Origin of the sequence: Paenibacillus tritici (assembly GCF_018207515.1) — a bacterium.
Lineage (GTDB): Bacteria > Bacillota > Bacilli > Paenibacillales > Paenibacillaceae > Paenibacillus_AQ > Paenibacillus_AQ tritici.
On the sequence record NZ_CP073365.1, the window covers coordinates 4,581,822 to 4,605,117 of the forward strand.

Annotated in this window: 25 protein-coding genes; 5 read left to right on the forward strand and 20 right to left on the reverse strand. The window is 44.8% G+C overall.

What is annotated here, in order from left to right; all coding sequences use genetic code 11:
• Window positions 1-141: 141 nt before the first annotated feature.
• The 7 genes from KDC22_RS19790 to KDC22_RS19820 form a co-directional block, all read right to left on the reverse strand.
• Window positions 142-591, reverse strand: a complete 450-nt coding sequence (locus tag KDC22_RS19790) for a DUF1569 domain-containing protein (RefSeq protein WP_211720078.1) — start codon at window positions 589-591, stop codon at window positions 142-144.
• 60 nt (window positions 592-651) lie between these two features.
• Window positions 652-765 carry a hypothetical protein gene (locus tag KDC22_RS33875; protein WP_343221776.1) on the reverse strand — a complete coding sequence of 38 codons (114 nt, stop codon included), beginning with the start codon at window positions 763-765 and terminating at the stop codon, window positions 652-654.
• 77 nt (window positions 766-842) lie between these two features.
• Complete coding sequence (gene dcuC, locus KDC22_RS19800) at window positions 843-2,276, reverse strand: C4-dicarboxylate transporter DcuC (RefSeq protein ID WP_211720079.1); 1,434 nt, start codon at window positions 2,274-2,276, stop codon at window positions 843-845.
• Window positions 2,277-2,300: 24 nt separating this feature from the next.
• Window positions 2,301-3,221: a ribonucleoside hydrolase RihC gene (gene rihC, locus KDC22_RS19805; protein ID WP_211720080.1), complete on the reverse strand. Its 921-nt coding sequence runs from the start codon at window positions 3,219-3,221 to the stop codon at window positions 2,301-2,303.
• Between the two features lie 44 nt (window positions 3,222-3,265).
• Window positions 3,266-4,174, reverse strand: coding sequence for a ribokinase (rbsK, locus tag KDC22_RS19810; protein ID WP_211720081.1), 909 nt, complete (start codon window positions 4,172-4,174; stop codon window positions 3,266-3,268).
• 13 nt (window positions 4,175-4,187) lie between these two features.
• Window positions 4,188-5,162, reverse strand: a complete 975-nt coding sequence (locus KDC22_RS19815; RefSeq protein WP_211720082.1) for a LacI family DNA-binding transcriptional regulator — start codon at window positions 5,160-5,162, stop codon at window positions 4,188-4,190.
• A 214-nt stretch (window positions 5,163-5,376) separates the two neighbouring features.
• Window positions 5,377-6,465 (reverse strand): DUF1648 domain-containing protein, encoded by a 1,089-nt coding sequence (locus tag KDC22_RS19820; RefSeq protein WP_211720083.1) that lies wholly within the window; start codon window positions 6,463-6,465, stop codon window positions 5,377-5,379.
• Between the two features lie 114 nt (window positions 6,466-6,579).
• On the opposite strand from KDC22_RS19820, the gene KDC22_RS19825 reads away from it, so the two are divergent.
• Window positions 6,580-7,626, forward strand: a complete 1,047-nt coding sequence (locus KDC22_RS19825; protein ID WP_246552772.1) for a hypothetical protein — start codon at window positions 6,580-6,582, stop codon at window positions 7,624-7,626.
• On the opposite strand, the gene KDC22_RS19830 is transcribed toward KDC22_RS19825, so the two are convergent.
• The 4 genes from KDC22_RS19830 to KDC22_RS19845 all read right to left on the reverse strand — a co-directional run bounded on the left by KDC22_RS19830 (window position 7,618) and on the right by KDC22_RS19845 (window position 10,046).
• Entirely contained in the window at window positions 7,618-8,142 is a 525-nt protein-coding gene (locus KDC22_RS19830; RefSeq protein WP_211720084.1) for a putative immunity protein, read from the reverse strand. The genes KDC22_RS19825 and KDC22_RS19830 overlap by 9 nt on opposite strands.
• A gap of 111 nt (window positions 8,143-8,253) precedes the next feature.
• Window positions 8,254-8,556, reverse strand: a complete 303-nt coding sequence (locus tag KDC22_RS19835) for a hypothetical protein (RefSeq protein ID WP_246552774.1) — start codon at window positions 8,554-8,556, stop codon at window positions 8,254-8,256.
• A 92-nt stretch (window positions 8,557-8,648) separates the two neighbouring features.
• Window positions 8,649-9,575: a hypothetical protein gene (locus tag KDC22_RS19840; protein ID WP_173133011.1), complete on the reverse strand. Its 927-nt coding sequence runs from the start codon at window positions 9,573-9,575 to the stop codon at window positions 8,649-8,651.
• 177 nt (window positions 9,576-9,752) lie between these two features.
• Window positions 9,753-10,046: a DUF6809 family protein gene (locus KDC22_RS19845; RefSeq protein ID WP_216857266.1), complete on the reverse strand. Its 294-nt coding sequence runs from the start codon at window positions 10,044-10,046 to the stop codon at window positions 9,753-9,755.
• 112 nt (window positions 10,047-10,158) lie between these two features.
• Between KDC22_RS19845 and KDC22_RS19850 the strand changes: the two genes are divergently transcribed.
• Entirely contained in the window at window positions 10,159-10,383 is a 225-nt protein-coding gene (locus tag KDC22_RS19850) for a helix-turn-helix domain-containing protein (protein ID WP_173133009.1), read from the forward strand.
• A gap of 370 nt (window positions 10,384-10,753) precedes the next feature.
• Here KDC22_RS19850 and KDC22_RS19855 read toward each other — a convergent pair whose 3' ends face one another.
• On the reverse strand, window positions 10,754-11,140 hold the full coding sequence (locus tag KDC22_RS19855; protein ID WP_211720085.1) for a hypothetical protein: 387 nt from the start codon (window positions 11,138-11,140) through the stop codon (window positions 10,754-10,756).
• 27 nt (window positions 11,141-11,167) lie between these two features.
• Entirely contained in the window at window positions 11,168-12,562 is a 1,395-nt protein-coding gene (locus KDC22_RS19860) for an ADP-ribosylglycohydrolase family protein (protein WP_173133007.1), read from the reverse strand.
• 124 nt (window positions 12,563-12,686) lie between these two features.
• Between KDC22_RS19860 and KDC22_RS19865 the strand changes: the two genes are divergently transcribed.
• A complete protein-coding gene (locus tag KDC22_RS19865) occupies window positions 12,687-13,586 on the forward strand; it encodes a S1 family peptidase (protein ID WP_173133005.1) in 900 nt (299 codons plus the stop codon).
• Window positions 13,587-13,659: 73 nt separating this feature from the next.
• On the opposite strand, the gene KDC22_RS19870 is transcribed toward KDC22_RS19865, so the two are convergent.
• Together KDC22_RS19870 and KDC22_RS19875 are read right to left on the reverse strand one after the other, a co-directional pair.
• Entirely contained in the window at window positions 13,660-14,409 is a 750-nt protein-coding gene (locus KDC22_RS19870) for a hypothetical protein (protein ID WP_211720086.1), read from the reverse strand.
• An 88-nt stretch (window positions 14,410-14,497) separates the two neighbouring features.
• On the reverse strand, window positions 14,498-15,715 hold the full coding sequence (locus KDC22_RS19875; RefSeq protein ID WP_211720087.1) for a glycoside hydrolase family 5 protein: 1,218 nt from the start codon (window positions 15,713-15,715) through the stop codon (window positions 14,498-14,500).
• A 291-nt stretch (window positions 15,716-16,006) separates the two neighbouring features.
• Between KDC22_RS19875 and KDC22_RS19880 the strand changes: the two genes are divergently transcribed.
• Window positions 16,007-16,339 carry an ArsR/SmtB family transcription factor gene (locus tag KDC22_RS19880; protein WP_173132999.1) on the forward strand — a complete coding sequence of 111 codons (333 nt, stop codon included), beginning with the start codon at window positions 16,007-16,009 and terminating at the stop codon, window positions 16,337-16,339.
• On the opposite strand, the gene KDC22_RS19885 is transcribed toward KDC22_RS19880, so the two are convergent.
• From KDC22_RS19885 to KDC22_RS19905, 5 genes are all read right to left on the reverse strand, one after another.
• Entirely contained in the window at window positions 16,326-16,805 is a 480-nt protein-coding gene (locus tag KDC22_RS19885) for a hypothetical protein (RefSeq protein WP_211720088.1), read from the reverse strand. The genes KDC22_RS19880 and KDC22_RS19885 overlap by 14 nt on opposite strands.
• 74 nt (window positions 16,806-16,879) lie before the next feature.
• Window positions 16,880-17,809, reverse strand: a complete 930-nt coding sequence (locus tag KDC22_RS19890) for a C39 family peptidase (RefSeq protein ID WP_211720089.1) — start codon at window positions 17,807-17,809, stop codon at window positions 16,880-16,882.
• Window positions 17,810-17,815: 6 nt separating this feature from the next.
• The gene (locus KDC22_RS19895; RefSeq protein ID WP_211720090.1) at window positions 17,816-18,010 is read right to left on the reverse strand and encodes a hypothetical protein; all 195 of its coding nucleotides are present in this window, start codon (window positions 18,008-18,010) and stop codon (window positions 17,816-17,818) included.
• Window positions 18,011-18,588: 578 nt separating this feature from the next.
• Entirely contained in the window at window positions 18,589-20,886 is a 2,298-nt protein-coding gene (locus KDC22_RS19900; protein WP_211720091.1) for a glycosyl hydrolase, read from the reverse strand.
• A gap of 176 nt (window positions 20,887-21,062) precedes the next feature.
• On the reverse strand, window positions 21,063-22,247 hold the full coding sequence (locus KDC22_RS19905) for an MFS transporter (protein ID WP_211720092.1): 1,185 nt from the start codon (window positions 22,245-22,247) through the stop codon (window positions 21,063-21,065).
• A gap of 130 nt (window positions 22,248-22,377) precedes the next feature.
• On the opposite strand from KDC22_RS19905, the gene KDC22_RS19910 reads away from it, so the two are divergent.
• Window positions 22,378-23,289: a LysR family transcriptional regulator gene (locus KDC22_RS19910; RefSeq protein WP_211720093.1), complete on the forward strand. Its 912-nt coding sequence runs from the start codon at window positions 22,378-22,380 to the stop codon at window positions 23,287-23,289.
• The last annotated feature ends 7 nt before the right edge of the window (window positions 23,290-23,296 follow it).

The window sequence follows — 23,296 nt, forward strand, 5'->3', positions numbered from 1 at the left end:
GGATAGTTTACCCAAAAAGGCGGGGGAGGGCGCAGTTAATAAAAATGTCTTTGTGTTATCCTGCCCATAAGCTGAATATGCAGCCGATCTCTCGGCTGCATATTGTCATGATATTATCTTTTCCCTTTAGTTGGACTTAATCTAAACGCCAAATTGCTTTAAATGATGGTCCAAATGCTTGTAAATCCCTTTGCCCCACTCCTCGGAAGTGAGTACTCCGAAAAAAGGATGTGTACGGTTGGCACAATTCTTAGGACCATCACTTTGTAATATTAATATACTTTGTTTTAGCTTTTCTTTTTCTACTTCAAATTCTCTCTTATCCACAATCATTATGGTTTGAATAGTAGACATATTGCGAGGAAGTGGTTTGTCGTTATAAAAAATGGGTTTTGCAAATTTACCTACCAACATTCCTAACCAACTTCTTGGGGAATGGGACTTTCCCATTGCTATATCATGAAAAGAGGAGCAATGCGCTAGCATTTGAGCAACATTCATTTGACCCCATTGCGGTTGAGCGCTTTGCATTAATTGATCAATGCGCACTAAAATATCTTTTGAATGTGATAGATCAAATATATTATTCACTAGGACAACGACCTCCTGGCATCACAAAAAACATTTGATTAATTATTAAATATTACCATATTATTCGGAATAAATGAATGTCTGCACCAAACTATCCTGACCGTTATTAATAAAGGAAAGTAATTTGGCCTGAGCCTTGGCAAAGGTCTCTTCTCCCCATGGATACCAGTCCACGGGGTTGTGGGTGTGTTGTAATCAGGACGCAAAGAAGAGCAGGCATAGTGCACCTGCTCTTCTTAATATTTCTCGAATTATAAGAATACGATCATAGATAATACGAACATAAACACTACACCGACAATCATAGGAACCGATGTTCTTTTTACAAGGGCTATTGGATCTGTCTTCACCGTTCCAGAAACAATGAGTATAACTGCTGCTACAGGTGAAATCGCTCTGAAGAGGTTGCCTGCCAGACCAAGTGGTACTGAAATGGAAATTGGATTAATTCCTGCTGCGTCTGCCAATGGCACAATCAGCGGTACCATGGCAAAGATCAGAGCAGTACCGCTACCGCTCAATATAACAATGAGAGCCGTTAATACTACTAAGATTAGAGGCAGGATAAAGTCTAATCCATTACCTTGGATGCTTTGCATGGCTGTTTGAAGCTCCTCAACCAATCCAATCGATTTCAGGCCCGTAACAAATACGGATGCCGCTACTAGCAGAGCCACAATGGGAACGGCTCCACCCATTCCTTTAAAGAAAGTTTCCGTCTTTTCCAGAACGCTTTTATCTCCTTTATTTCTAATTAATTCACACACAATAGCTAGAACAAAGGATACTAAGGTAGCAATCTCAACGCTAATATCTATGGATTTACCAGTTGTTAGTTGAACAGCGTAATTACCTAACAACAGAATAATTGGGAAGATTGGGAGTATCGCGTATACGGTTTTAAATAACTTGCCCCCCTGGATTGCTTCAACATTGCCCACATCCATTTTCTCATGATCATTTCCAGCTTGACCCTGTAGGTTCGCCTTTTTATCCATCCGCTTCTGCCAGAAATAGTGAGTAATCGCTATAACAATCAGAGTCGGGATTGAAATCAAGGCATGATAGTTAAATACATAGTCTGTTACAGTCAAACCTGCAAATGAGGAATGTTTCGCTAATTCTTCCGCGATAGCTACGTTGTCGCTTCCTAACGGAGTCGGAACAATAGTTGCTGAAGTGGCGATAACCGCTCCAGTAGTCAATGCCGACATCCCAGCTTTTCTTAATATAGGGTATAGTGTAGCCAGTAATATAATGGCCAAATTCGAAGCACTAGGAATAACGAGTGACAGTGCATTACCTAATAAGAATACCAGTGGAACCAGAACATAAACTGACTTGATCTTAGAAATAGGTTTAGTTAATGCGCTTACAGTAACTTCATTGGCACCAATTGATGACATGTAGGCTGTGTATCCTCCCAATAGGAGAATAATAAAACCAGCAGCAGTAAAGGTCTGCTTAAACTGAGTGATAATTACTTCAAGAGGATCTAACCAAGCTGACCCCGTTGAGACAAAATCTTTGACAGCGATCTCTTTCCCCATAGCAGTACTGACTAAGATTAGTACGATACCGATAAGGAAGAGTGAAATCTTAATGTCCATCTTCTTAATCAACATATAAATTACAACTGCTATAGCGATAATAGCAGAGCCGTACATTATTATATTAGAACTCATGATTGGGCCTCCTCTAGTAGGCAGTTAGTTACACTTCTTCAGGCTATCCATGAACCATTGCTTGAACATCTGTGGATCGATATCCACACATACTTTGGCATTATTAGGTTTCCCTAAATACCCCTTAAAATCTACTACAGTACATCCGGTTGTCATCGAACCGTGTAGTTCTATATCAACGAACGTATCTACGACCTGGAACATTTCTGGTTGCAGCAGATAAGCGATTGCCGTGCTGTCATACATCTTCAATCCGGTTTTCATGCTACCGCCTCTGTATTTCTGGAATAGCTGATAAATCATATTTCCCGTCTGATTCATGACCTTAAGTTGCGCGCTATCTTCAGGGTACACCAAAGCTTTTAGACCCACATCAAGTCCCACCATCACAATGGGCAAATCACTCTGGAATACGATCTTCGCTGCTTCAGGATCGCCATAAATATTAAACTCCGACATAACACCTGCATTACCGCGGCCTGTTGAACCTCCCATTAAAACAATTTCAGCAATGTTCTTTTTAACTTCTGGATACATTTTTAGCAAAAGTGCAATATTAGTTAATGGGGCAATCGGAACGATTGTAATGGGTTCTTTGCTCTCCATAATTACGCGATACATTGCATTCACGGCATTTTCTTTCAGTACAAGATCTTCCGTTGGCTCCTCAAAATCAAAACCATCCATCCCTGTAGAGCCATGTATATCACTAGCATCAATAGGGTCTTTGATAAGTGGTCTGTCTGCACCAAGGGCAACCGGTACATTTTTATTGAAAAATTTCAGTAATCTCAAAGCGTTATATGTCACTTTATCAAGTCCAACATTCCCGGCAACCGTAGTGATTAAGCGAACATCCAACTCTTCACTATAAAGTGCAATAGCTATTGCAACTGCATCATCAATCCCTGGATCTGTGTCGATAATTATAGGTCTGGTTGTCATTGTAAATTCCTCCTAGAATCTTTTGTAATTTGCAACTGCCACAATCATATATAGCTTTTATGGACGAATGATCCTTGGCTATTCATAAAATCTTCAACCTCAGCGCCGGTAGGCATTCCTGTTTGGGCTCCAAGCTTAGTCGTTGATAAGGCTGCTACGGCATTACCGTATTTACAAGCATCTTTTAAATTTAGTCCTTTACTTAGAGCATGAGCTAATCCACCATTAAATGAATCACCCGCTCCAGTTGTATCAACAACATCTATTTTATAAGCAGGAATGATTACTCCCTCTCCCTGTTCATAAATACAAACTCCTTGACTGCCCATGGTGACGATGAGTTTACCATCTAACTCTTCCGTACTTCTATCTTGTCTAAGCAGCACCTGTTCATGTTCATTTGGAGTAAGATAATCAATGTTCTTAAGTAAATCTGAAGGAAGTGATTGGATGGGTGCCGGATTAAGGATTACCTTAATTCCATTTTCTTTGGCAATTTGCACTGCCTTTTGTACACCCTCTAACGGTATTTCCAACTGAAGGACTAGAATATCACTAGCTGCAATCACATCCCGTTTGGATTCAATGAACGATGACGTTACATGATTATTGGCTCCTGGGACATAAATTATACTATTATCTTGATCAGCCACTATGATTGTAGCCGTGCCAGTTACATCTGTAACCGGTTCCACATTGCTCACATTAACACCTTGTTCTTGCAAATATGCTACAATATCCTGACCGAATCTATCATTACCCACACAACCAATCAGCTGGACTTGCGCTCCAAGTTTAGCCGCTGCTACTGCCTGGTTGGCTCCCTTTCCTCCCGGGTTCATTTGAAAATGTTCTCCGAATAGCGTTTCCCCTCTCTGCGGCGCTTGAGAAGTAATTGTAACTAAGTCCATATTTATACTTCCCACAACAGTGATTTTTGGTTTCTTCTCCATCTCTATCTACTCCTTACGTTGAATTTCTCTCTACAAGCTCCACATCTAATTTATAATACGTTTGTCCAACTTCTTGTTGATTCATTAAACCAACTAGCATCGTTGTTGCCTTTTCACCCAATTCGTAGATCGGCTGAACAATGGTCGTTAATTCTGGAATCGTTACCGAAGATAACTTGATTCCATCGAATCCAACAACTGCAAGCTCCTCGGGTATCCTTCTCCCAAGCTGGTTAGCAGCCTTCATAGCGCCAATCGCCATAATGTCATTTGATGCAAAAATACCATCAATCTCAGGGTGAGTCTTTAAAAGTTCTAGCGTTGCTTCGATCGAAGATTCCATGTCATAATCTCCGTCGATAATGTAGCTGTCATTAAACCATGATTCCTGATGTACTACTTCTCTATAACCTTCACAACGTTCATCCGCATTGACAACCCCTTGAGGACCTCTGATGTGTGCAATTCTGCTACATCCTTTACTCATCAAAAAACGGGTAGCGATAATGGCCCCTTTTGTGTTCTCCACAACAATGGTCGGAAGCCCTTTGCTAATTTCTCGGTCAATACTTACAACAGGAATATTAAGCTCTATAATCTGCTCAGCAGTCATCGTATTTGACGAAACAATGATGCCGGTTACATAGTTCTGCTGTAACATATCTAGATATGTCTGCTCTTTCACTCTATCTTCATCTGAGTTGCATAGGATAACGTTGTATCCAAACTTAGAAGCCGTATCTTCGACAGCTCTAGCTAACTCGGGAAAGTAAGGATTCATGATATCCGGCACGATTAAGCCAATCGTATTCGATTGTTTCTTGAACAGACTTCTAGCTACCTCATTGGGTTTGTAGTTCAATTCTTTAATCGCTTGTTCTACCATTTCCCTTGTATGCTGTCCCACATATCCTTTGTCATTCAGCACTCTAGATACAGAGGCAACGGATACGCCAGCAAGCTTAGCAACATCTTTGATTGAAGCCATATTTTCACTCCACTTCTAGGTGAGTAACCGGTTACACATAAGAATATACTATTTCATGAATCACAAGTCAACACCTTTGTTAAACTAGAAAAATATAGTATTTGCAATGCAGCCAGCGGAACAAGCTCAGTGACGAACCACATGAGCTTGTTTTACGTTAGAGCCATCACTCCAATCTGATGCTTGGATTCCTCCCTATTCCAATAAAGCCTTATTACCGCACCACAACCAACAGCACAATAATTCCGACACAAATCAGCCAAACGACAGGATGACCGAAATTCAATCCCCAGCCGACTCCGAACCTTTTCTTGACGATTAGGTTTGGATCTTTGTGATTGAAATAAATCATACCTAATTTCCATTGATCCTCATCATGGACAGGTCTGGCATTGGCGCTATCGGCAGATCGTTCCAAGCGGCTCTCGACCTGACCCGCCCAGAACGTTAAGGCGAAGGCGTATAGGATGATAAAGGCTATTATGATTAGGATAACGGGGATAGCGAAATTGATGTTAAGCAGAGATATCATGTTTAGTTGCACGACCGAGAACAGGATAACTAATAGGAAGCTTGCAGTAATCATAAAATAGGACCAGGCACGGCGGTAGGTTATGTCTTGTCTGATGGAACGGTTAGGATCAGCGGGTTGAACCTGTTGCTTCACTCTGCGAATACTCCAATTCTCAAATAGGAACAAAAGTGTTAGGAGCACTTGGATTATCACAGGCATAAACACAAAACTAAAAGATTTGGCTGCATAGCGGTCTACATCCCAACTGCTGTTGAAATGGATCGGAATCTGATCAGGAATCAGATTGTAGTGGCGTAGCACAGTTACAATACTAACAACAATAACTAGAGCATGAATGAGGAACCAAATACTAGACAAGCCAATGTTTCTTTTCTGAACTCCAGTGTCCACTGCCATGATCGTTCCTTCCGGAGCAATAGGCAGTATAGGTAGTAAGCTTTTCATTTTGAAATTATAGCTAATGTTAATGACCAGGGAGAATATGAGCATGGCGAGTGAATACGTGACAATAATCCAACTTTGTTGCTTGGAATGTTCATCACTGTATATTAGGCAGAGGATACAAACAATGAATAGGATGGTATGTAACGCAGCACTAACCCTGGCATATGACTTCCGCATCTGGTGCAGAGGCTCGCTGTGGAATTGTGCAGCACTGACGGTGATCCCAAAACTAATCGTCTCTCTTGTTAAATAAGGCATGCTTACCATGAGTACAATGGAAGGTACAAATACTAAGATCATCACTATAACAGGCAGTATCGTCATCTCCTTCGCCTCCTCAAAAGAATCTTATACTCAGAATATGGTGTAAAATATTGCAAATCAGGTGCGACTTGCTTTACCATTAGAAGGAAGTTAAGTTACACAGAAGGAATCGGAATGGGGGAATCAGGTATGGGTGGTGTATGGACAAGCTCGATGAATGGCGCACCTTGGACCATAAGCAAGATGAATGAAGCAACTACGCAATTGCGCAAGCGTGCGCTTATTTCGTATGTAATTGATATAGACAAGCTTGAAGATCTGGAAGCGTTAGATCAACATGTATTTGCCAAACGTCCGGATCTTGTATTGTCGATTAGTCAAGTAGATATGAAGGGGCATTACCCCCAGGAATTGTTACAGATATTAGCGGAACTCAAGCACATCACAGCCTTACAGTTAAATCTTCGCCAAAGCACCGATCTGAGTCTGCTGGGCAAGTTAGAGCGGTTGCAGTTCTTATCCATAACCAGTCAGAAGCCGGTAAGCTTAAGCTTCATTTCTAACTTCAACGAGCTTCAATATCTCGCGGTGAATGGAAAATTCACAGACTTATCCCCCATCGGCGATCTTGCCGGACTAGATACATTATTGTTGAGCACGACGATTTATAACCTTGATTTTGTCCGTCAGATGCCCCGTCTTAGGTGCCTGTTTATTCATGATTGTACTTTGAAAGGCTCACTAGCTGCCCTTGCGGACTCCAGCGTGACTATGCTTAGCTTAGCTGCCATCCGTAATTTGACGAAGCTGGATGAGATTGAACCTATGGACGAGCTGATCTGCCTGCAATTATCCTTGCCGAAGGTGGAAGCATTATGTAATTTCGCTATGATGAAACATCTCAGACAGCTTGAACTGGATAACATGAAGGCATTGAAACATATTGATCTGTTATGGACGGCAGAGCAGCTTGAAATACTGAGATTATGTGAGATTTCCACCGCGGTGAAAGCGAGGGATTTAGAGCCCATGATCGGAATGGAGCATTTACAACAGGTGGATTTTCAATTTATTGACTTCAATAAAGGCCGGATTACCGCATTACGTGAATGGTTCGCACAAGCAGAGAAGGAGCACCTTCTATATGAGAACATTGCAGAAGACCAGCGTATCAAGCCCCTGTCGCTACTGCATTTGCAGAAGCATTTGGGGTTAGATTAATTCATGTAATATATTTAATTGTCTTTCCCTCTCCTTTGTTGAAGAATCTGTGGAGTTATCCGTTAATACATTTATTGCTTTTATTGCGTAATCACTGCTCACTAAAGCATGTCCTCTCATATGTCCTGTTGCAATGGCTTGGGCGAATGAACGGGCAGAATACTTGCTAATGTCTGATTTGGATTCTTTCGCCAATTCATTTACTACAAATCCAACCTTCCGTAAATCGGAAGCTCTAATACTTCCGTCTATTCGTTTTTGTAAAGTGTCTATCCCTAAATTTATTCGTGAGTCATCTTTTAGATGGTCATCTAAGTAAGCCAAGTAAGGAGTTGCTACTTTTAAAGTCCATTGAGCAAGTAACTTCTGCGGCATTTTTTCAAGAGCCTCTTCAATTTTATTGCGCAATTCGGTGTTATCTATAATTTTTATTTTAGGGTTACTAGGCTTGAATTCTGTTTGTTCTTCTTTTAATTTTTGCTCATGTTTATTCCATGCGTAATCTTCTAATTTCACTGAATTCACTCCCTTTAATTGTACCATATGCTGGAATTAAGTGACAGGCTGTAGAGGTGCAACACACAAACAAGCTCAGTGACGAACCACCGGAGCTTGTTTTAAAGGACCCTATTCCATCAGAACATAAGCGTTCTCTATTCCCATCATATCCTTCAGCGTTTTACCTAATGCGTATTGGCTTGGTTTGTCCTTTTGGATTACACAGATAATATTCCCTGCTTCACCCTTGGACAGGTTGGTAAGTTGCAGGTAGTCGTCATTTGCATAGATGTATGACACCAGATAATCATAGTAGTCAGTTTCCTTATCCTTAACCATCAATCCAGCATCGAAAAGCCTTACCCTTGTTCCGGCCCATATTTTAGAATCATCTTCAATGTTTGCTACAGGAATCCACTTCGATGCTTCCACTAAACATCCCGCCTTTACAGAATCCTTATCTTGTCGTCATACTCTCATATTCCAGTCTGAATTTAACTTCGTTGACACAGTCCACCGCCCAATCAGAGCAATTCTTTAATCGACACCTGATACAACAAATTATTTTCACAGAACAGCACAAGATCTTCTCTAAAATCTTGTGTCACTGGTACAAGGGGCTCTGATTTTTCATTCAAAAATTGCACCTTATGCCCTTTGGTCAAGCTTGATTTTTCAATTTTCTTGAAATAATACTCTCCGTGTTTTCCGTAACCGCCATCGAACAAGAAGTGACAACCATCCGTGCAGAATCCAGACGAACCGGAAATCTCAGGATTCATAAACGTGACCTTGGGCTGACTGGGTCCGCCTGAGATGCAGCCGAGCAAAAAGTCCGTATAATAATAAAACCACACCTCTTCTTCGCGGACAACATTCAAAGCGTAACAATCGGCAATATCCGAAACATGATCTTCGTATAATTTGTTGCCATGCTCATCCCAGGCCACAAGGCCGTGTTCACCGACAGGTTGATCCCACCCGTTATTCCCGAATACCCCTTCGTCAAAATAACTGGTCCAGATGGTACCTTTCTCCGTCACTTGAAGATTCTGAATCCCGTCTCCAAGCAGGAACTCACGAACGGTACGTCCTTTATAATCGCACACTTTGGCGTTCAGATCATATTTACCTGCACCATAATACGAGCAGCGCGCTCCAACCAATAGCAGATGTCTACGAAGCGGCTGAACATAATGATAATTGAAATACTGGTCCTCAATCCATATTTCATCGACGATATATTGATCCTCTATCATCAAAACCTTGTAGGTATACGGTTGCTTCAAAGCCGATGGAACGAACATTCCACGTTCACGTTCCGGGATCTGCTTAATCAGCAGGACATATACGCAGTTATCGCCGCCGAATTGAGCCGAGACGATCTCGAAGCCCTCGGTATGCACCGAAATATCAACAAAAGGCTGCAACGTCACCGTTTTATGAAACATGCCAATTCCTCCTTAAGGGATAATTTAACACCATCCTCTGTTCTGTTACCGTATTATGGCAGAGTGTCTGGAACCTGAACATGGCGGAAGTATGGCGAAGCTAATCAGGCTGATCGCACTAAGTCAATCCAAGCAAAAAACCGAAGCATAGGTACGCCCCGGTTCCTTATCTACTAATTACATACCTTCGCTGATGGAGTCTTTCTCCCCGCTAAACACATCAATCATCATTAATGCTCCTATTTTGTAGCCTTGGATAAAGGATAATGCTGAATGCAAAGAGTTGGAGTCACTCTGTAAATCAAATAGCTTTTCGACTTGGTCAAAATCTTTTGCGGATAGTCTTTCTTTAAGCATCTGCAATGAATCAATGATTTTTTGATCAATCTTCTGTAATTCAGGATTGCTTGGCTTAGTAAGTTCATTCGGACGCAGTTTCCCATAATAAAAATCCTCCAAAATGATGATCATCAGGCCTCCTTTTGTGGACTATCCTACGGTCATGAATAAATTTTATGCGAAAATCGCATAAATAACAATATGCAATTTTCGCATAAAGTAAACTTGGCTTGGGTGATGAGCATTGTATACAAGAATCCGCAACTTACGCGAAGACAAGGATTTAACACAGCAACAAATGGCTGAACTTTTACACATTACACAAGCTACTTATTCCCGCTACGAGAATGGGAATCTGGATGTTCCGAGTGCTGTCTTGATTACGCTGGCTAAATTCCATAACGTAAGCATCGACTATATTTTAGGACAGACCGATAATGCTAAGCGCTATCCTGTTAGAAAAGAATAGTCCCCAGCACAAAAACAAGCTCAGTGACAAATTACATGAGCTTGTTTTTAGATTAGTGCGATCATTTCAATCTAAAGCGAGATAAATGAAAAATATCAGAGAGCGTTTGATTCGAAAACAAAATAGTCAAAGAATACTGACTGTCGCAATATCCTTTCCTGCCCAAAGATTAAAGCTGTAACCTGTTTCAAGCAGGTGCCACGGTGCTGCGTCAACTATAAAAGCTACATCTGCATATGTATGCCATGTACCATTGATATGTCTTGTGATCCTAACTAATACTGTCCATGTATCCCCATGAAATGTATTATCCTTAATCTCACCATAGTCGACAACAAGATCCCGTAACCATTCGTTTGCTGGAAATTTGCTAGGGTCTTTTTTCCAGGATATTAGAGCTTTGATCGACCTTATATTGTCCACGGTAATCACCTTTTCTACTGGAGTAATTCTTAAATATAGTTTCAAAATCACCTATTCGTATCAAATGTTCGACCACTTCCTCAATGCGTTTACGGCTGCATTCATCCACCAGTACCATATCACTACCCCAAAAATACTTACCCTGCAAATACTCACCCGTTTGTTGATTTTTTGCAACCAGCTTCTGGATGTTCTTGTATGTAAAAAATGAAGCACCCCATCTTGAGCCATCTTCAAAGGTAATTATTGCATCAGTGTTATCATCATATATGCTCCATTCTCCTTCAGCCCATTGTTCGGCTTCAATCCAAATAGAATACTTCATTCCATGCATCCAATCCCCTCCCAATGTTTATATCGTTCAGTTATCGGTGTTCTCATCCACATAGAGCTCGCTGGGTTGAATTCGATGCTCGCCGGTGTGCAGCAGCTCTGGCAAACGTCCCATGCGCTCAGCCAAACGGGATAGCTGTTGCTCATGGAAATTAGATAACCCCGTATGAATCCGGTCCTGGAAAGGCTTAAGCCACCTTGCCTCCAAGCTGTCCGGCCCGAAATAAACTCCGAGCAGAGAGCCGGCTGTTGCTCCAAAGCTGTCCGTATCGTTGCCTTGCATCACCTGCTTGCATATCCCGTCGCCAACATGCTCTGCAAATCGAAGTGTATTAATGAGGGTTCCTATCTCCTGATAAACCCGACAGTGGCCATAGTTCGCATACTTATGGTTAATCCTCTGATAAGCTTCCAGCCAGTTATCTGCATTCGCGACCATCTGCAGGCAATCCTCAGTCATCTCATAGAATCGGCTCCTTCCAGGTACGAATTGCAGTGCAGTACTGATTATTGCAATCGGATCGCGCAGCACGTGTGCGGCAGCAATCGCAGCGGCAATGAACATCGTGGCGTAGATACCGGTCCGGCGGTGTGTGAAGCTTGCATCCCGCCAAGCCAGCTCAGCGGCAAGAGCAGGTTGACCCGGGCAGGCATAGCCATAAGCATCTGCACGAATCGCCGCCCCGCATAGTTCTGTATCCTGCACCAGGAAGTCGGGCCAAGCCTCTATTTCAGCATGATTGAATCGTTCCCTGTCATGCTCCAGATAGCTAATCCCCGATCGGACCAAGATGGCCCTCTCCGGACCCCAGGTTGTACTTAGCGGAAGATGATTTAACCACAAATCTCTTAAATTTCTTTTGGTAAAACTATCACCGAATTGTTCTAACGCCATCATTCCCATTAATGTGTAATTGATATCATCATCAGGTGCCACATAACGAATTCGCCCGCGTGTCGTCTCGTACCAGGACCAATGACGACGATCCAGAGCATGGAGAGCTTCTTCAGAAATGTAATCATTCAGCGGCCATTCCCCCACAGAAGTTAACGCTTGACGTAATTCCGATAAGCTGGGATTGACCTCGACCGGTTTGCCCAGCATAGAACCACAGACAGAAGCGAGGAAGCCTGCCTCTACACGCTTGGAGCTATCCGTCAGATTCAAGACTCCGATCTGGCCCAGAGGCCGATCCGGATCGCATTCCCGCCATATCTCCTCCAAATCGTCCGGCTCATAGTAAGACCAATTGTCTCTCATTGGAAGATCAGCTAAGCTACGGCCGAATTCCACATAGGCATCATAGCTTGCGGGAAGCTGCTCCAATCGGGCTAAATAACCGGAGGTTTGGTGCCCCTGTACAAATTTATTGCGTAGAATTCCCTCTAATTGATGTTTCAGAAATGCAAGTGACGGCAGCATATTGTATCTCCTTTGTCCTGATATTAATCTACATTTATTGTAGTGTTGGCCCTTATATTTCCGCATACTGACCGTCACAACATCTCTCACTCTTCAATAGTATAAAACTAAAGGAGGAGTGTATATGACTCGACGGATGAGCAGAATCCTCTCCACTCTACTGGCTGTTAGTGTTCTGACGTTTGGCCTCTATACCGCCGCAGCTTCTGCCAGCAGCAAAGTGTCCATTAAGTCCATGACTGTCACCAAATCCGGCATTGAGGTTCGGCCTTACACCAGTAACCCGGCATTATCCAAAGAAAAGCAAGACAAAGCCTATCGTGATTATAAAAATCTTACACGTGTCGTTATGATAGAAAAGTATGTACTATCTGCTGAAGGAACCAAGAAAAAGATAGGTATTGGTGCAGGATTTATGTTGCCTGGCGGATACATCGTCACTAATAATCATGTGGCCCCGGCAAACTATAATGGAAAGAAATTACGGTTCCAAATCACCTTTTATGCCCAAAAATCGGACGGGTATCTGCTTGGCACACTCGTGGCTACAGATGTTAAAGAAGATCTCTCCCTGCTGAAGATGGACGCTAACAAGATCCCCAAGCCCTATCAAGACAGCTATTTCAAGGATTTCAATCTTCAGCCCGCAGCCCATGAACAGGTGACGGTCATCGGCCACCCTAATAAGCCAACAGGTAATCAAGCAACTACCAAGAGGTACACCTGGACACCACTGTATGGAACGTTCACTGCCGACAATGTGGCAATTCTGCGGAAATCGAAAAATGGATCAATCCCCGATATTTACACGAATTCAATGGAGTTCAAGGTTCAGACCTGGCCTGGGAATAGCGGCAGCCCCGTCATAGATTCCAGCGATCAAATAGTTGGGGTGATCTCTTCCACTGTACTCGGTGAACCCCGATCCTTCGCCACTAGCTCGAAGCTTATATTACTTTTTATAGAAAACAACAAATTGTCTGAAGCGATTTTTGGACACGCCGCTGAAGGGGGCTCTTCCTGAATAAGTTCAAAAAAAGCTCTTGTGACCATCACCATCACAGGAGCTTTTCTCAGATCATTATAATATACCATTGCTACAGATTTCCTTGAATGGCAATCGTATCGACACGTGATAGCGCGGATCGTGTCCACTGACTGACGTACTGAATCATTTCGGCGCTGGATGGATTGCTGTCGGCCAGTTCTGTCCAGTGTTGGAGTATCGCGTTCCACTCCGGCTGGCCGATGAGATTCAGTCCGGTAGGATCGAAATCCTCGAACCCTTTCAATGGCAGCGGATAGACTCTTCGGATACCTTCGTAGAACAGACCGAAATCCTCCTGATACATCCATAACCCCACACTCAGCTGGTCACGCCATCGTCCCTGCTCGTCCTCTGCATAGGGATAGAAGCCGTAACCGATTTTCCCGTCGCTGCGCTGATGAACCTGTTGCACAAGAATGAACCCGTCTTTCGGAGTGATCCGGAAGGGTGCCGGAGGATGCGACAGATGCTGATGGATCGACGCAACGATGCGCTCGAACTGCCGCTGCCTGCTGTCCTCTGCTAGCCCGTTAAGAAGGCTGACCTTGAGTGCAAAGGTCCCGTTACGCTCCTCGCTCCATTCCAACAGAAACAGTTCTTTGGCCGATCGGGCCGGTTTGCCTTCCTGTAGCCAGGTGAAATATACTTCTTCTTCCCGGGCAGCGATGATGGATAAACCGGTCTCGGCCCGAAAAATATGCGCTGTTCCAAAGTAATCCATTAAAAAAGACCGTATCCGTCTGCGTTGCTCGTACAATGTCAAATAACCTGCGCAACTGATCTCCGTAGTATATTGCAAGACCAAGACTCCTTTGCTATCGCTCTGATTCGTTCCTGTTCGTAGTATAGCACCCGGCGGGACGAGGAGTCGATGGAGCATCTACAGGTTATTGCATCCCTTGCATAATGGCATTGATAATGCCTTGCTGGGTTACGGTGTTGTTCGTACGGTTGAACAGAGCGAAGCCATGCTGGCCATTATAGCCATTATCCCAATAGACCGGTACGGCTTTGTATTTCTTGGACGCTGCTGTTACTGCTTTGGCATAGGCTGCACGGTACACGTTATTGCTGGAATCATAGGACGTTTTGTCGATGGAACCGAATTCTCCGATCACTACAGGGTAACCTTGGGTGACGAACTTATTGTACATGGACTGGAGCTGGGAATTCAGGTAATCCTCTTGTCCCCAGGTCGATTTTTTGGAAGGATTCGTGGCTGAAGCCCCCCACTGCGTAATCGCCCCTGATTCCTCGCCCGCAAAATCCCACGGTGAATAGTAGTGTGCGGAGATCATGATTCTTTTCTCGGAAGCAGGAATGGTCGAGGATCTGTAGGTATCGGTAGGAAGTACGAAGCCGTAATTGCCCGCCGTGTAGTCGATATTCGTATTCCAGCCCGGAACCAGCAGCCATCTTGCGCTATTGTTGCCGCTGGTCTGTCTGACCGTATCCACGAAGATTTGATTGTACGCATTAAGGTTGGCGTAATAAGCCGCATTCGGATTCCCATAGGTGCCGTCAAAAATCTCATTCATCGACTCAAAGATCAGCCGCTCATCATAGCCAGCGAACTTGTTCGCAATCTGCTGCCATACCTGCTGATATTTCTGCTTGATCTCAGTCTGGTTGCCGCTATTCACCAGAAGCCAGCTGCCCGGAATCGAGTTGAAGCCATCTCCATGAATATTAATGACGACATACAGGCCTTCATTGTAGGCATAGTCAACGACTGTCTTCACCCGGTCCAGCCATGCAGCATTCACTGTGTATCCGGGAGCGCTTCCAATGTAATTCAGATAGGACACCGGGATGCGAATCGTTTTGAATCCTGCGGCTTTCACCTTTTTGATCAGTTCCGGAGTAATTGTGGGGTTGCCCCACGCTGTCTCATTCGGCGTACCATTGACCGTAGCTTCAAGCTGATTCCCGAGATTCCATCCAGCGCCCATCTCGCTAACGACCTGCGAAGCCTGCAAGGATCTGAAGTCCGAGGTAACCGGGGTTGCCGCAGATGCCCGCGCACTCCACCCGCCAAACACAACGGAAGCGAGTAATACCAGAGCTAGACTGTGAACTCCGCATTTTTTCATTTTGGCTAACATGTCAAAACCTCCGTTCATATAGTCATTGCACATTACGAAAGCGGTTACAACAATAACCTCTGCTGACCTCCCTCCGACAATTAATAGCCACTATAAAAAGGGGAATAACCATATTATGTTATTATTCTACCATATATATGGAATAATAAGTATATTTTTCGTTCGTAGAATAGCGGACTATTTAGGGATCGGTCTCGATTTCCTTTCCCAATGTGCCTGCTAAGCCGTAGCTATGCTATCCTTAAATCGTTGAACCATTTAAACCATTGGACGAAAGGAGCAGTGAATTTGATGAATTCCACTAATGAAGACCGTTTACTGAGTGAGTTTAAGAAGAACCAGCAGGTGTTATCTGCTATAGGCGATGAGACCCGTCAGGCGATCTTAGTCACTTTAATACGAGGATCGCAAATGTTAGGCATGAGAGTTGGAGACATTACAGAGCAAACCCATTTATCCCGCCCCGCAGTATCCCATCATCTAAGAATACTAAAAGAGGCTCAAATCATTGATGTCCGTAAAGAAGGAACGAAGAATTTCTATTATTTGAGTGTCAGCAGCAAGCTTAGGCAGCTTAAGGATCTAATACTAGAACTTGACGAGCTCCTTGCTAGGTGTCAATAGACTGGATTCTAACGATAAGGCAAGACACAAGTATTGCCAAAGAAATTCCGAAACCCAAGATGTAACCATTATAAAATAGAGTGTTTGTATATTGGTTAATCCAACCAAACCGAAAAACTACCGAATCCTTATCATTTGTGAAACCTTTTAAGTTTTGTTCTAATACATTCATTTTGTTCAGCTCACCAAATATCATGAACACTATAGTGACCATTGAAAGAGAGGGAATAACTATCATTGTGAATTTTCGGGGTAGCTTTCTTAGATAGTCAATAGATATGAAGACCAAGAGTATAAACAAAATTGCAAGCAAAGTCAGACTAATTATCAAAGCTATAATTCCAGGGTTTCCGTTACCCGATATCCCTCTTCCTATTCTGTACTTAAAAGTAGTAATATCCACGGCAAAAACACCAAGTACATTCAATACCAACAATATTAATGTTGACCCATACCTCCTGTTCACAATAACACCTCCGGTAAATAGTGTTCTCCACCAAATAACATAATTTCATTACTTAGTGGAGAGTTGCTCAAAAACTACGTTTGAGGGAATGTTAAAATCAAAGCGAAATCGTCATCGTTAGTTAACCAATTAATCCATTGTGTTGCTGTATTGTTCTCACCATAATCAGGGTCTTTAACCCCAAAATATTCAACACCTGATACTGTTTTGAACCCATTTCCCGCAACAAAATGGTAATTAGTATATGATTGCTCACTTACAAAATAATTATATCTAATCGCAACTGGATTATTATTCATGATTGCATCTCTGTATACTCCATAGTTCCCAACACCAGAATTATAGCTCATCCCCCTAAAATAGAGGGTATAATCATGATTTAAATGGGTTAATAATCCTGTATATGCTGACGAAAGTGATGTCCCAAACGAACCTGTATTCATATCAGTATACAAATGATTGATGAAAGCAGCATCTGAGAAATAATAATATGAGCCTTTTAACGAATAACCCCTAACATAATTATAATAATTCACTATCATAGCAGCTGTTGCAGGACCGCATGAACTCTTTGGATAATTAACTCCCGGACTTCTTTGCCATACTCGTGATACTGCAAGTTCTTTAGATGACGGATAAACTACCATTGGTGAAATTGTTTTTTCTGAAGATAAGTATTTGTTCCAAACAGGAATACTACTTTCAGGGGTCTTTTTGAGGGAATGTAACTTAAAGTTCTGATCCGATGATTTTTCATTTCCAGCACTCATAGATAATAACGTATTTCCACTATCAGAATAAACAATTTGAAGACCGAGAAAATATCCTCTTCCCCCTTCTTCTTTGTTCAATTCCAGAGCTCCTTGACCAAATTGAAGAATTGGTCCTCTATCTTTAATAGCCGATACTACAACATATCCTTCTTGTTTATTATTATAATCAACTAAGAAGTAGTATGCAGATTCCGTATCGTCAAGGTCATAAAATGTTTCTGTAAATATCAAAGTTGCCTAGTCCCAATCTGCTAATTCTGATTCTTGAAGAAAACGCTCTCCTACTAGTTTTGCTGTTTCAATATCAACTACATTTTCATAAATTTTATTATCTCCATTAGAAGTATTCTCTTCAGCTGCATAGGCAGATGAAGATATCGTTAGAACCAATGCTATCACAAGTAGAAGAAAACTATTACGTACCACCTTCATTACATACACTCTCCTCAGCGTTATTATTAAAATGTTAGCCTCTTCATTCCGTCTCCTTCCTTTTTTGTAAGCATCTTCAAGTAAATATAACATTTATTCTCAATTATAACAATATATTAGTCTATAAATAACATTGCTATGATTACAATGGGCATCCCATGGTTGATAGAAATAGAGGTATAGTACATTCTGAAGGATTCCTATGAACAACACTTTTCAATCAATGCACCTGCGAACGTAAAGGCCATATATCTGACACAGGGAATTTCTGATAGCTTTTGTTGGTATCATCAATGTAGCTTGAAGGAGTACAGGGCGTTACAATAACGCCGAACAGTATAAGGCCGATCGAGGAGATTGCAATGCTCCAGGCCATGGTTATCGGATGTTCAAAGGAGAGCATGTCCTGAATACTCAAGACATCGTAAACCACAAGCGCAAAGATGATGGCTGCACTAATTAAAGCGAATGAGGAGAATACCATAACAGCGTCTTTGGGGTTAAAATCTTTCTTTGCTTGTACACAAAGAGGCCGGATCAGGGTTCCCCCTTCATCCAGCCCTCTGTTCTACCCTCTATTACGGTTCGATTCCCCACACAAGCTGACCACCGACATACCCGGTAACCTGCTCATGGTTTACGAACTGGCTGCCCAAGGCCTTGAACGAGTAATCGTCCGCCTGATTGTAGTTGGACCAGTCCACTTTGGAGAAGCGGGTCTGGATTTCTGCGCTCTGGCCGGGATTCAGTGTTCCAGCGGAACTGGTGAAGCCTATCTCCAGTGCATAATCGGCACCGGCCACCGGGGTGTCCAGCTTCACGTATGTGCCGGTTACGTTCGCACTTCCAACGCTGGACCAGTCGATCCAGAAGCTCTGATCCTTCTCGCCGTCAATCGTGTAGTAATACCGGAGCTTCACATCACTGAGTGAAATCGCTGAATCCCCCGTATTGACGACTTTGAATTTGGGCGAAACCCCGCTGGTCGAAGCGCCCGTACTGCCGTTATAGGCTTGGACCGTCAGATCTCCTGCGGGTGCAGGAATATGGGTGTCTGCCACATTCACTGTAAGAATAGCGTTATTGCCTCCGCTGAAGTGAAAGGTGATCGCATTCTGTCCGAGCGGCAGCGTGGAGAGATACGCTTTTCTCAGAATCACAGCCGTACTAGTTGCCGTATAATCCTGGCCGGGTACAAGCGTATAATTCCCGCTCTTCAGGCTTGTCAGCTGATGCCCGTGTAAGGTCAGCGCTACGGAAATATCCTGCTGCAAGGTGGCCGCTTTATCAAAGGCTGCGTTCCCGGGCGTTATAGATGCACTGGGATTGGGATGGTTCACCTTCAGATCGGGCAGCTCATCTAACGTAATGACATAATTACTCTGGTACAGAGTGGTCAGGGTGGCCGGATAATTGAACGCCGTGCTCATCAGATGCTCTCCGTACCATGGGAGGAAATAGAGCCAGCCCGCTTTCTCCTCGGTCAGATTCTGTACGCTTGGGACGGTGTCGTTCTCGGTCATGGCTACCATCTTCTTACCGCCAGTCAGATCCACCAGCTGATAGAAGGTCGAGGTTATCGCATCCTCATTAGGCACGCCCGACAGTCCGTCATAACGGTTGTAGATCGTGTTGTATTTATCGTAGCCGACAATATCCACCTGATCATCACCTGGATACCATGCGGGAGAGGTGCTGTACATATAGCTGTTATAGGTCCAGATCAGGTTGTGCAGACCGTAAGTCTCGGTAAGCTCGGTGTAGAGCTGATCCCATAGCTGCTTGTACACCTCCGCGCCTGCCGAAGCCCACCAGAACCACGCCCCTTCCCCGTTCAATCCGCCGTTGCCTTCTGCCTCATGGTAGGGTCTGAAGATGACCGGCACATTGTTGTCCTGCAGAATCTGCAGCTGCTCCGCCAGATCCTTGATGGCCAGCTTCAAGTACTTGTACTCTTTGGTTCCGGGAATCACTGCATTGGCTGTATTAAAATTGGTCTCTGTCGGCTTGTAGGTAGCTTCCTTCCAATCCACGAATTCCCCGAGCTGATAGGCGGTGAAGTCACGGGGAACCGTAAGATGCCAGCTATTGGTCGCAATCCCGCCCTTGGTATTCACCCAGTCGATCATGCGGGCGGTAGTGCCGTCCTCCCAGCCATACAGCGGATTATAGTTCATGAGATCGAACCCGCGGATAGCCGGATACTTGCCGGTCAGATTGTGAATCCAGTCGAACTCCAGCTCAGAATTGCCGTCATTCCCTCCTCCATAGATCTCCTGCTGGCCCGATAGCATATGCTTCCCGTACACCTCTGTCAAATAATTCATCAGGAGCTGCGTTTCGGGCGTGGCCTGGGCGTCAGAGAGAACGGGCTGCACAATCAGGGGGTCCAGGTTCGCATGATCTACCGTGAAGGTGTCGAAGTAAGCGAATCCCCAGCCTGCTTTTACCTGAATAATATTGCTGCCTTGATTCAGCTTGTGATAGCCGAAGTTGAAATCCTTCCACGTAGTTGTGTAGGGCAGCATATACGAACCCTTCGCAGCACCGTTAACGATTAATGCCTGCTGTCTGCCATCCGGGCTCAGCTCCTGCATATAACGGGTAGAGATCGTGTACATGCCGGTTTCCGGGACAGTTACTGTAAAGGAAATGGTGCCGGAATTCTGCATCCAGACAAACCCGCTTCCCGAGTAACCAGGCTTCGGTTGTCCGTAAATCTGAGTCGTCACTTGTAGATCCGGGGTGAGCTGTGCATCTTCGCCTTCAATGGTGAACAGTGCATGGTCTGCATGAACAGACGGCGCTGAGATCCACCCGAGCAGCAGGGTACATGCCAGCAGGATTACGCTTGCCTTCTTGAACCAATGTTTCATAACGATCTTTCCTCCCCATGATAAAATGGTAAATACATACCTAATCTATCTAATCATGGATGCGCTTTCATAGATAAGATAACACGTATTCCATATTTTGTAAATCTGCAAATAAAGAAAAACCCCCGCTAATATGAATTAGCAGGAGTTCATGCGAATGACACCTATGGTGTATCCTACTTCACCAACTCTTTAACAGGTGTTCCCTTGGAAGCTGCCGCCTGGCGGGAGCTCCTTCCAATCATCACCTGCACCGCAATCATCAGTACAGTGACCACGGCCATGCCGATCAGCGCGGGCTGGAATGAACCCGAGGCATCGTAGATACGGCCAATCGCGAGTGGTCCCAAAGCCCCGAGAAAATACCCGCCCCCCTGGTTAAGCGATGACCAGGAGCTGGCCTCTTCCGCCCGCTCCGTCATTAAGAGCGGCAGCATTAGAGCCAGGGGGAATAATCCGCCAGCGCCAATGCCGAGCATTACTGCGCTCAGCAGCGGTGAGGCTGATCCCAGAAGGAGCAGCAGTCCGCTTAGCTCGAACAGACTACACAGCACCAGCCATAACGTGCGACGCTGGAATTTGGCCACAAGGATGGGCACGAGAATGCTTACCGGAATCTGTATCAAGGTGAAAAGGGTGAGCAGATTGCCCGCTTCATGCTTGCTATACCCCATGGATGCGGCCATCGGGGCCAGCCAGGCGGTCAGTGAATAGAAGATACTGGCCATAAGACCGAAGAACACGGTTAGCAGCCAAGCCTTGCCGTTGTTCAAGGGCAGCCTGGAAGGTGCAGCCTGATCCTTCAGCGGCTTGGACCGCGCGGCTATTCTCCACCAGACCGGAAGCGCGGCGAGCGACAAGACTGCCCATACCGCCAGGGACAGCTGCCAGGAATTGTCCAGCCAGGTATAGACCGGAACAGCCATCCCGGCTGCGAGCGAAGCGCCCACCACCATTGAGGCGGAATACACGCTAACCATCGCTGAACGGCCGGGAAAATGACGCTTAATGAAGCCTGACAGCAGCGGTCCGGCAATGCCGATCCCTACGCCTGCTGCCAGCGCCGTCAGAATGAGACCGGAGGATGAGGACAGGAACCCGCGTGCGGCTGTCGCCGCCCCGATCAGCACCATGGCCCCGAAGATCGTGCGCTCCAGACCGAAGCGGCGGCTGATGCTCGCGGCAAGGGGTGCGAATATCCCCATACACAGGACTGGCAGTGTTGTCATCAGGCTGGCCTGCAGGCTGTTCATCCCCAGATCACTCTGAATGTTACCCAGCAGCGGTGAGACCGAAGTAATTACCGGACGCATATTTAATGAGGCTGCCAGCAAGGCAACGAATAACAGTAAGAAAGGCATTTCACTCACTCCATATCTGTATTTTGTATATAACCTGAGTATACGGAGATGTCATATATTGATCAATACTATTGTTTATATTATTATAATAGTAATTGACTATGATCTTATCCTGAAAGGAGTGAATTCCATGGAAACCCGCCACCTGCACTATTTCATGGCCGTCTGTGAAGAACTGCATTTCACACGCGCCGCTGAGGGGCTGGGCATCAGCCAACCGACACTAAGCCAGCAGATTAAAGTACTGGAAGGTGAAATGGGCATGCCCCTGTTCGACCGGATCGGCAAAAAGATCGCTCTTACTGAAGCAGGTTCCCTCCTGAAGGACTACGCAGCCCGGATGATCCAGAATGAGCAGAATGCCAAAGCAGCGATTAATGAGCTGCGCTCTGACAACCGTGGCATGATCCGGCTTGGGGTGCTGCCCTCTGACCTGGACTACCGTCTAACGCCGATGCTGGTTAAATTTCATGCCGACTTTCCCAATATACGGCTCCAGGTCTTCGCTTCAACGCTTATTCAGCAGGAGGTGCTGGAGAACAAGCTGGACATCGGCATCTGCCTTCCCGGTCCGCGGGATTCCATGCTGACTCAAGTGGACCTTGGCTGGGAGCCTTATCATCTGATTGTCCGCGAGGATCATCCGTATGCCGCGATGAGCCATATTGAGCTGTCATCGCTTCAGCAGATCCAGCTTGTGATGTATCCGCGCACCTACATCGGCAGAGAGCTGGTGGAGAATACCTGCCTGGAGGCCGGCTTCGGGCTGGAACCGATCATGGAGACCGGATCAGCCACCTCACTGCTTCAGCTGGTCAAAGCCGGGATTGGCGGCACCGTACAGCCGCGCGGACTGCTTGAAGGCATGGAGAACAGCGGACTTTGCTCCATTCCGATCCTGAATACCGCCCCCTGCCGCAACCTCAGACTGATCTACCGGGCAGACCGCTATATCAGCCATGCCACCCATACCTTCATCAGCAGCCTGCGCCGGTTCTTGATCGACAATCTCCGGCTTGAGGACGGGGCTCAGAACCCTTGAAAAATGA

What these genes read in the sequence shown, in the direction of transcription:
- dcuC (WP_211720079.1), bottom strand. Translation starts at nt 2,276, where the DNA reads ATGAGTTCTAATATAATAATGTACGGCTCTGCTATTATCGCTATAGCA.
- rihC (WP_211720080.1), bottom strand. Translation starts at nt 3,221, where the DNA reads ATGACAACCAGACCTATAATTATCGACACAGATCCAGGGATTGATGAT.
- rbsK (WP_211720081.1), bottom strand. Translation starts at nt 4,174, where the DNA reads ATGGAGAAGAAACCAAAAATCACTGTTGTGGGAAGTATAAATATGGAC.
- KDC22_RS19815 (WP_211720082.1), bottom strand. Translation starts at nt 5,162, where the DNA reads ATGGCTTCAATCAAAGATGTTGCTAAGCTTGCTGGCGTATCCGTTGCC.
- KDC22_RS19820 (WP_211720083.1), bottom strand. Translation starts at nt 6,465, where the DNA reads ATGACGATACTGCCTGTTATAGTGATGATCTTAGTATTTGTACCTTCC.
- KDC22_RS19825 (WP_246552772.1), top strand. Translation starts at nt 6,580, where the DNA reads ATGGGGGAATCAGGTATGGGTGGTGTATGGACAAGCTCGATGAATGGC.
- KDC22_RS19840 (WP_173133011.1), bottom strand. Translation starts at nt 9,575, where the DNA reads ATGTTTCATAAAACGGTGACGTTGCAGCCTTTTGTTGATATTTCGGTG.
- KDC22_RS19845 (WP_216857266.1), bottom strand. Translation starts at nt 10,046, where the DNA reads ATGATCATCATTTTGGAGGATTTTTATTATGGGAAACTGCGTCCGAAT.
- KDC22_RS19855 (WP_211720085.1), bottom strand. Translation starts at nt 11,140, where the DNA reads ATGCATGGAATGAAGTATTCTATTTGGATTGAAGCCGAACAATGGGCT.
- KDC22_RS19860 (WP_173133007.1), bottom strand. Translation starts at nt 12,562, where the DNA reads ATGCTGCCGTCACTTGCATTTCTGAAACATCAATTAGAGGGAATTCTA.
- KDC22_RS19865 (WP_173133005.1), top strand. Translation starts at nt 12,687, where the DNA reads ATGACTCGACGGATGAGCAGAATCCTCTCCACTCTACTGGCTGTTAGT.
- KDC22_RS19875 (WP_211720087.1), bottom strand. Translation starts at nt 15,715, where the DNA reads ATGTTAGCCAAAATGAAAAAATGCGGAGTTCACAGTCTAGCTCTGGTA.
- KDC22_RS19880 (WP_173132999.1), top strand. Translation starts at nt 16,007, where the DNA reads ATGAATTCCACTAATGAAGACCGTTTACTGAGTGAGTTTAAGAAGAAC.
- KDC22_RS19895 (WP_211720090.1), bottom strand. Translation starts at nt 18,010, where the DNA reads ATGAAGGTGGTACGTAATAGTTTTCTTCTACTTGTGATAGCATTGGTT.
- KDC22_RS19900 (WP_211720091.1), bottom strand. Translation starts at nt 20,886, where the DNA reads ATGAAACATTGGTTCAAGAAGGCAAGCGTAATCCTGCTGGCATGTACC.
- KDC22_RS19905 (WP_211720092.1), bottom strand. Translation starts at nt 22,247, where the DNA reads ATGCCTTTCTTACTGTTATTCGTTGCCTTGCTGGCAGCCTCATTAAAT.
- KDC22_RS19910 (WP_211720093.1), top strand. Translation starts at nt 22,378, where the DNA reads ATGGAAACCCGCCACCTGCACTATTTCATGGCCGTCTGTGAAGAACTG.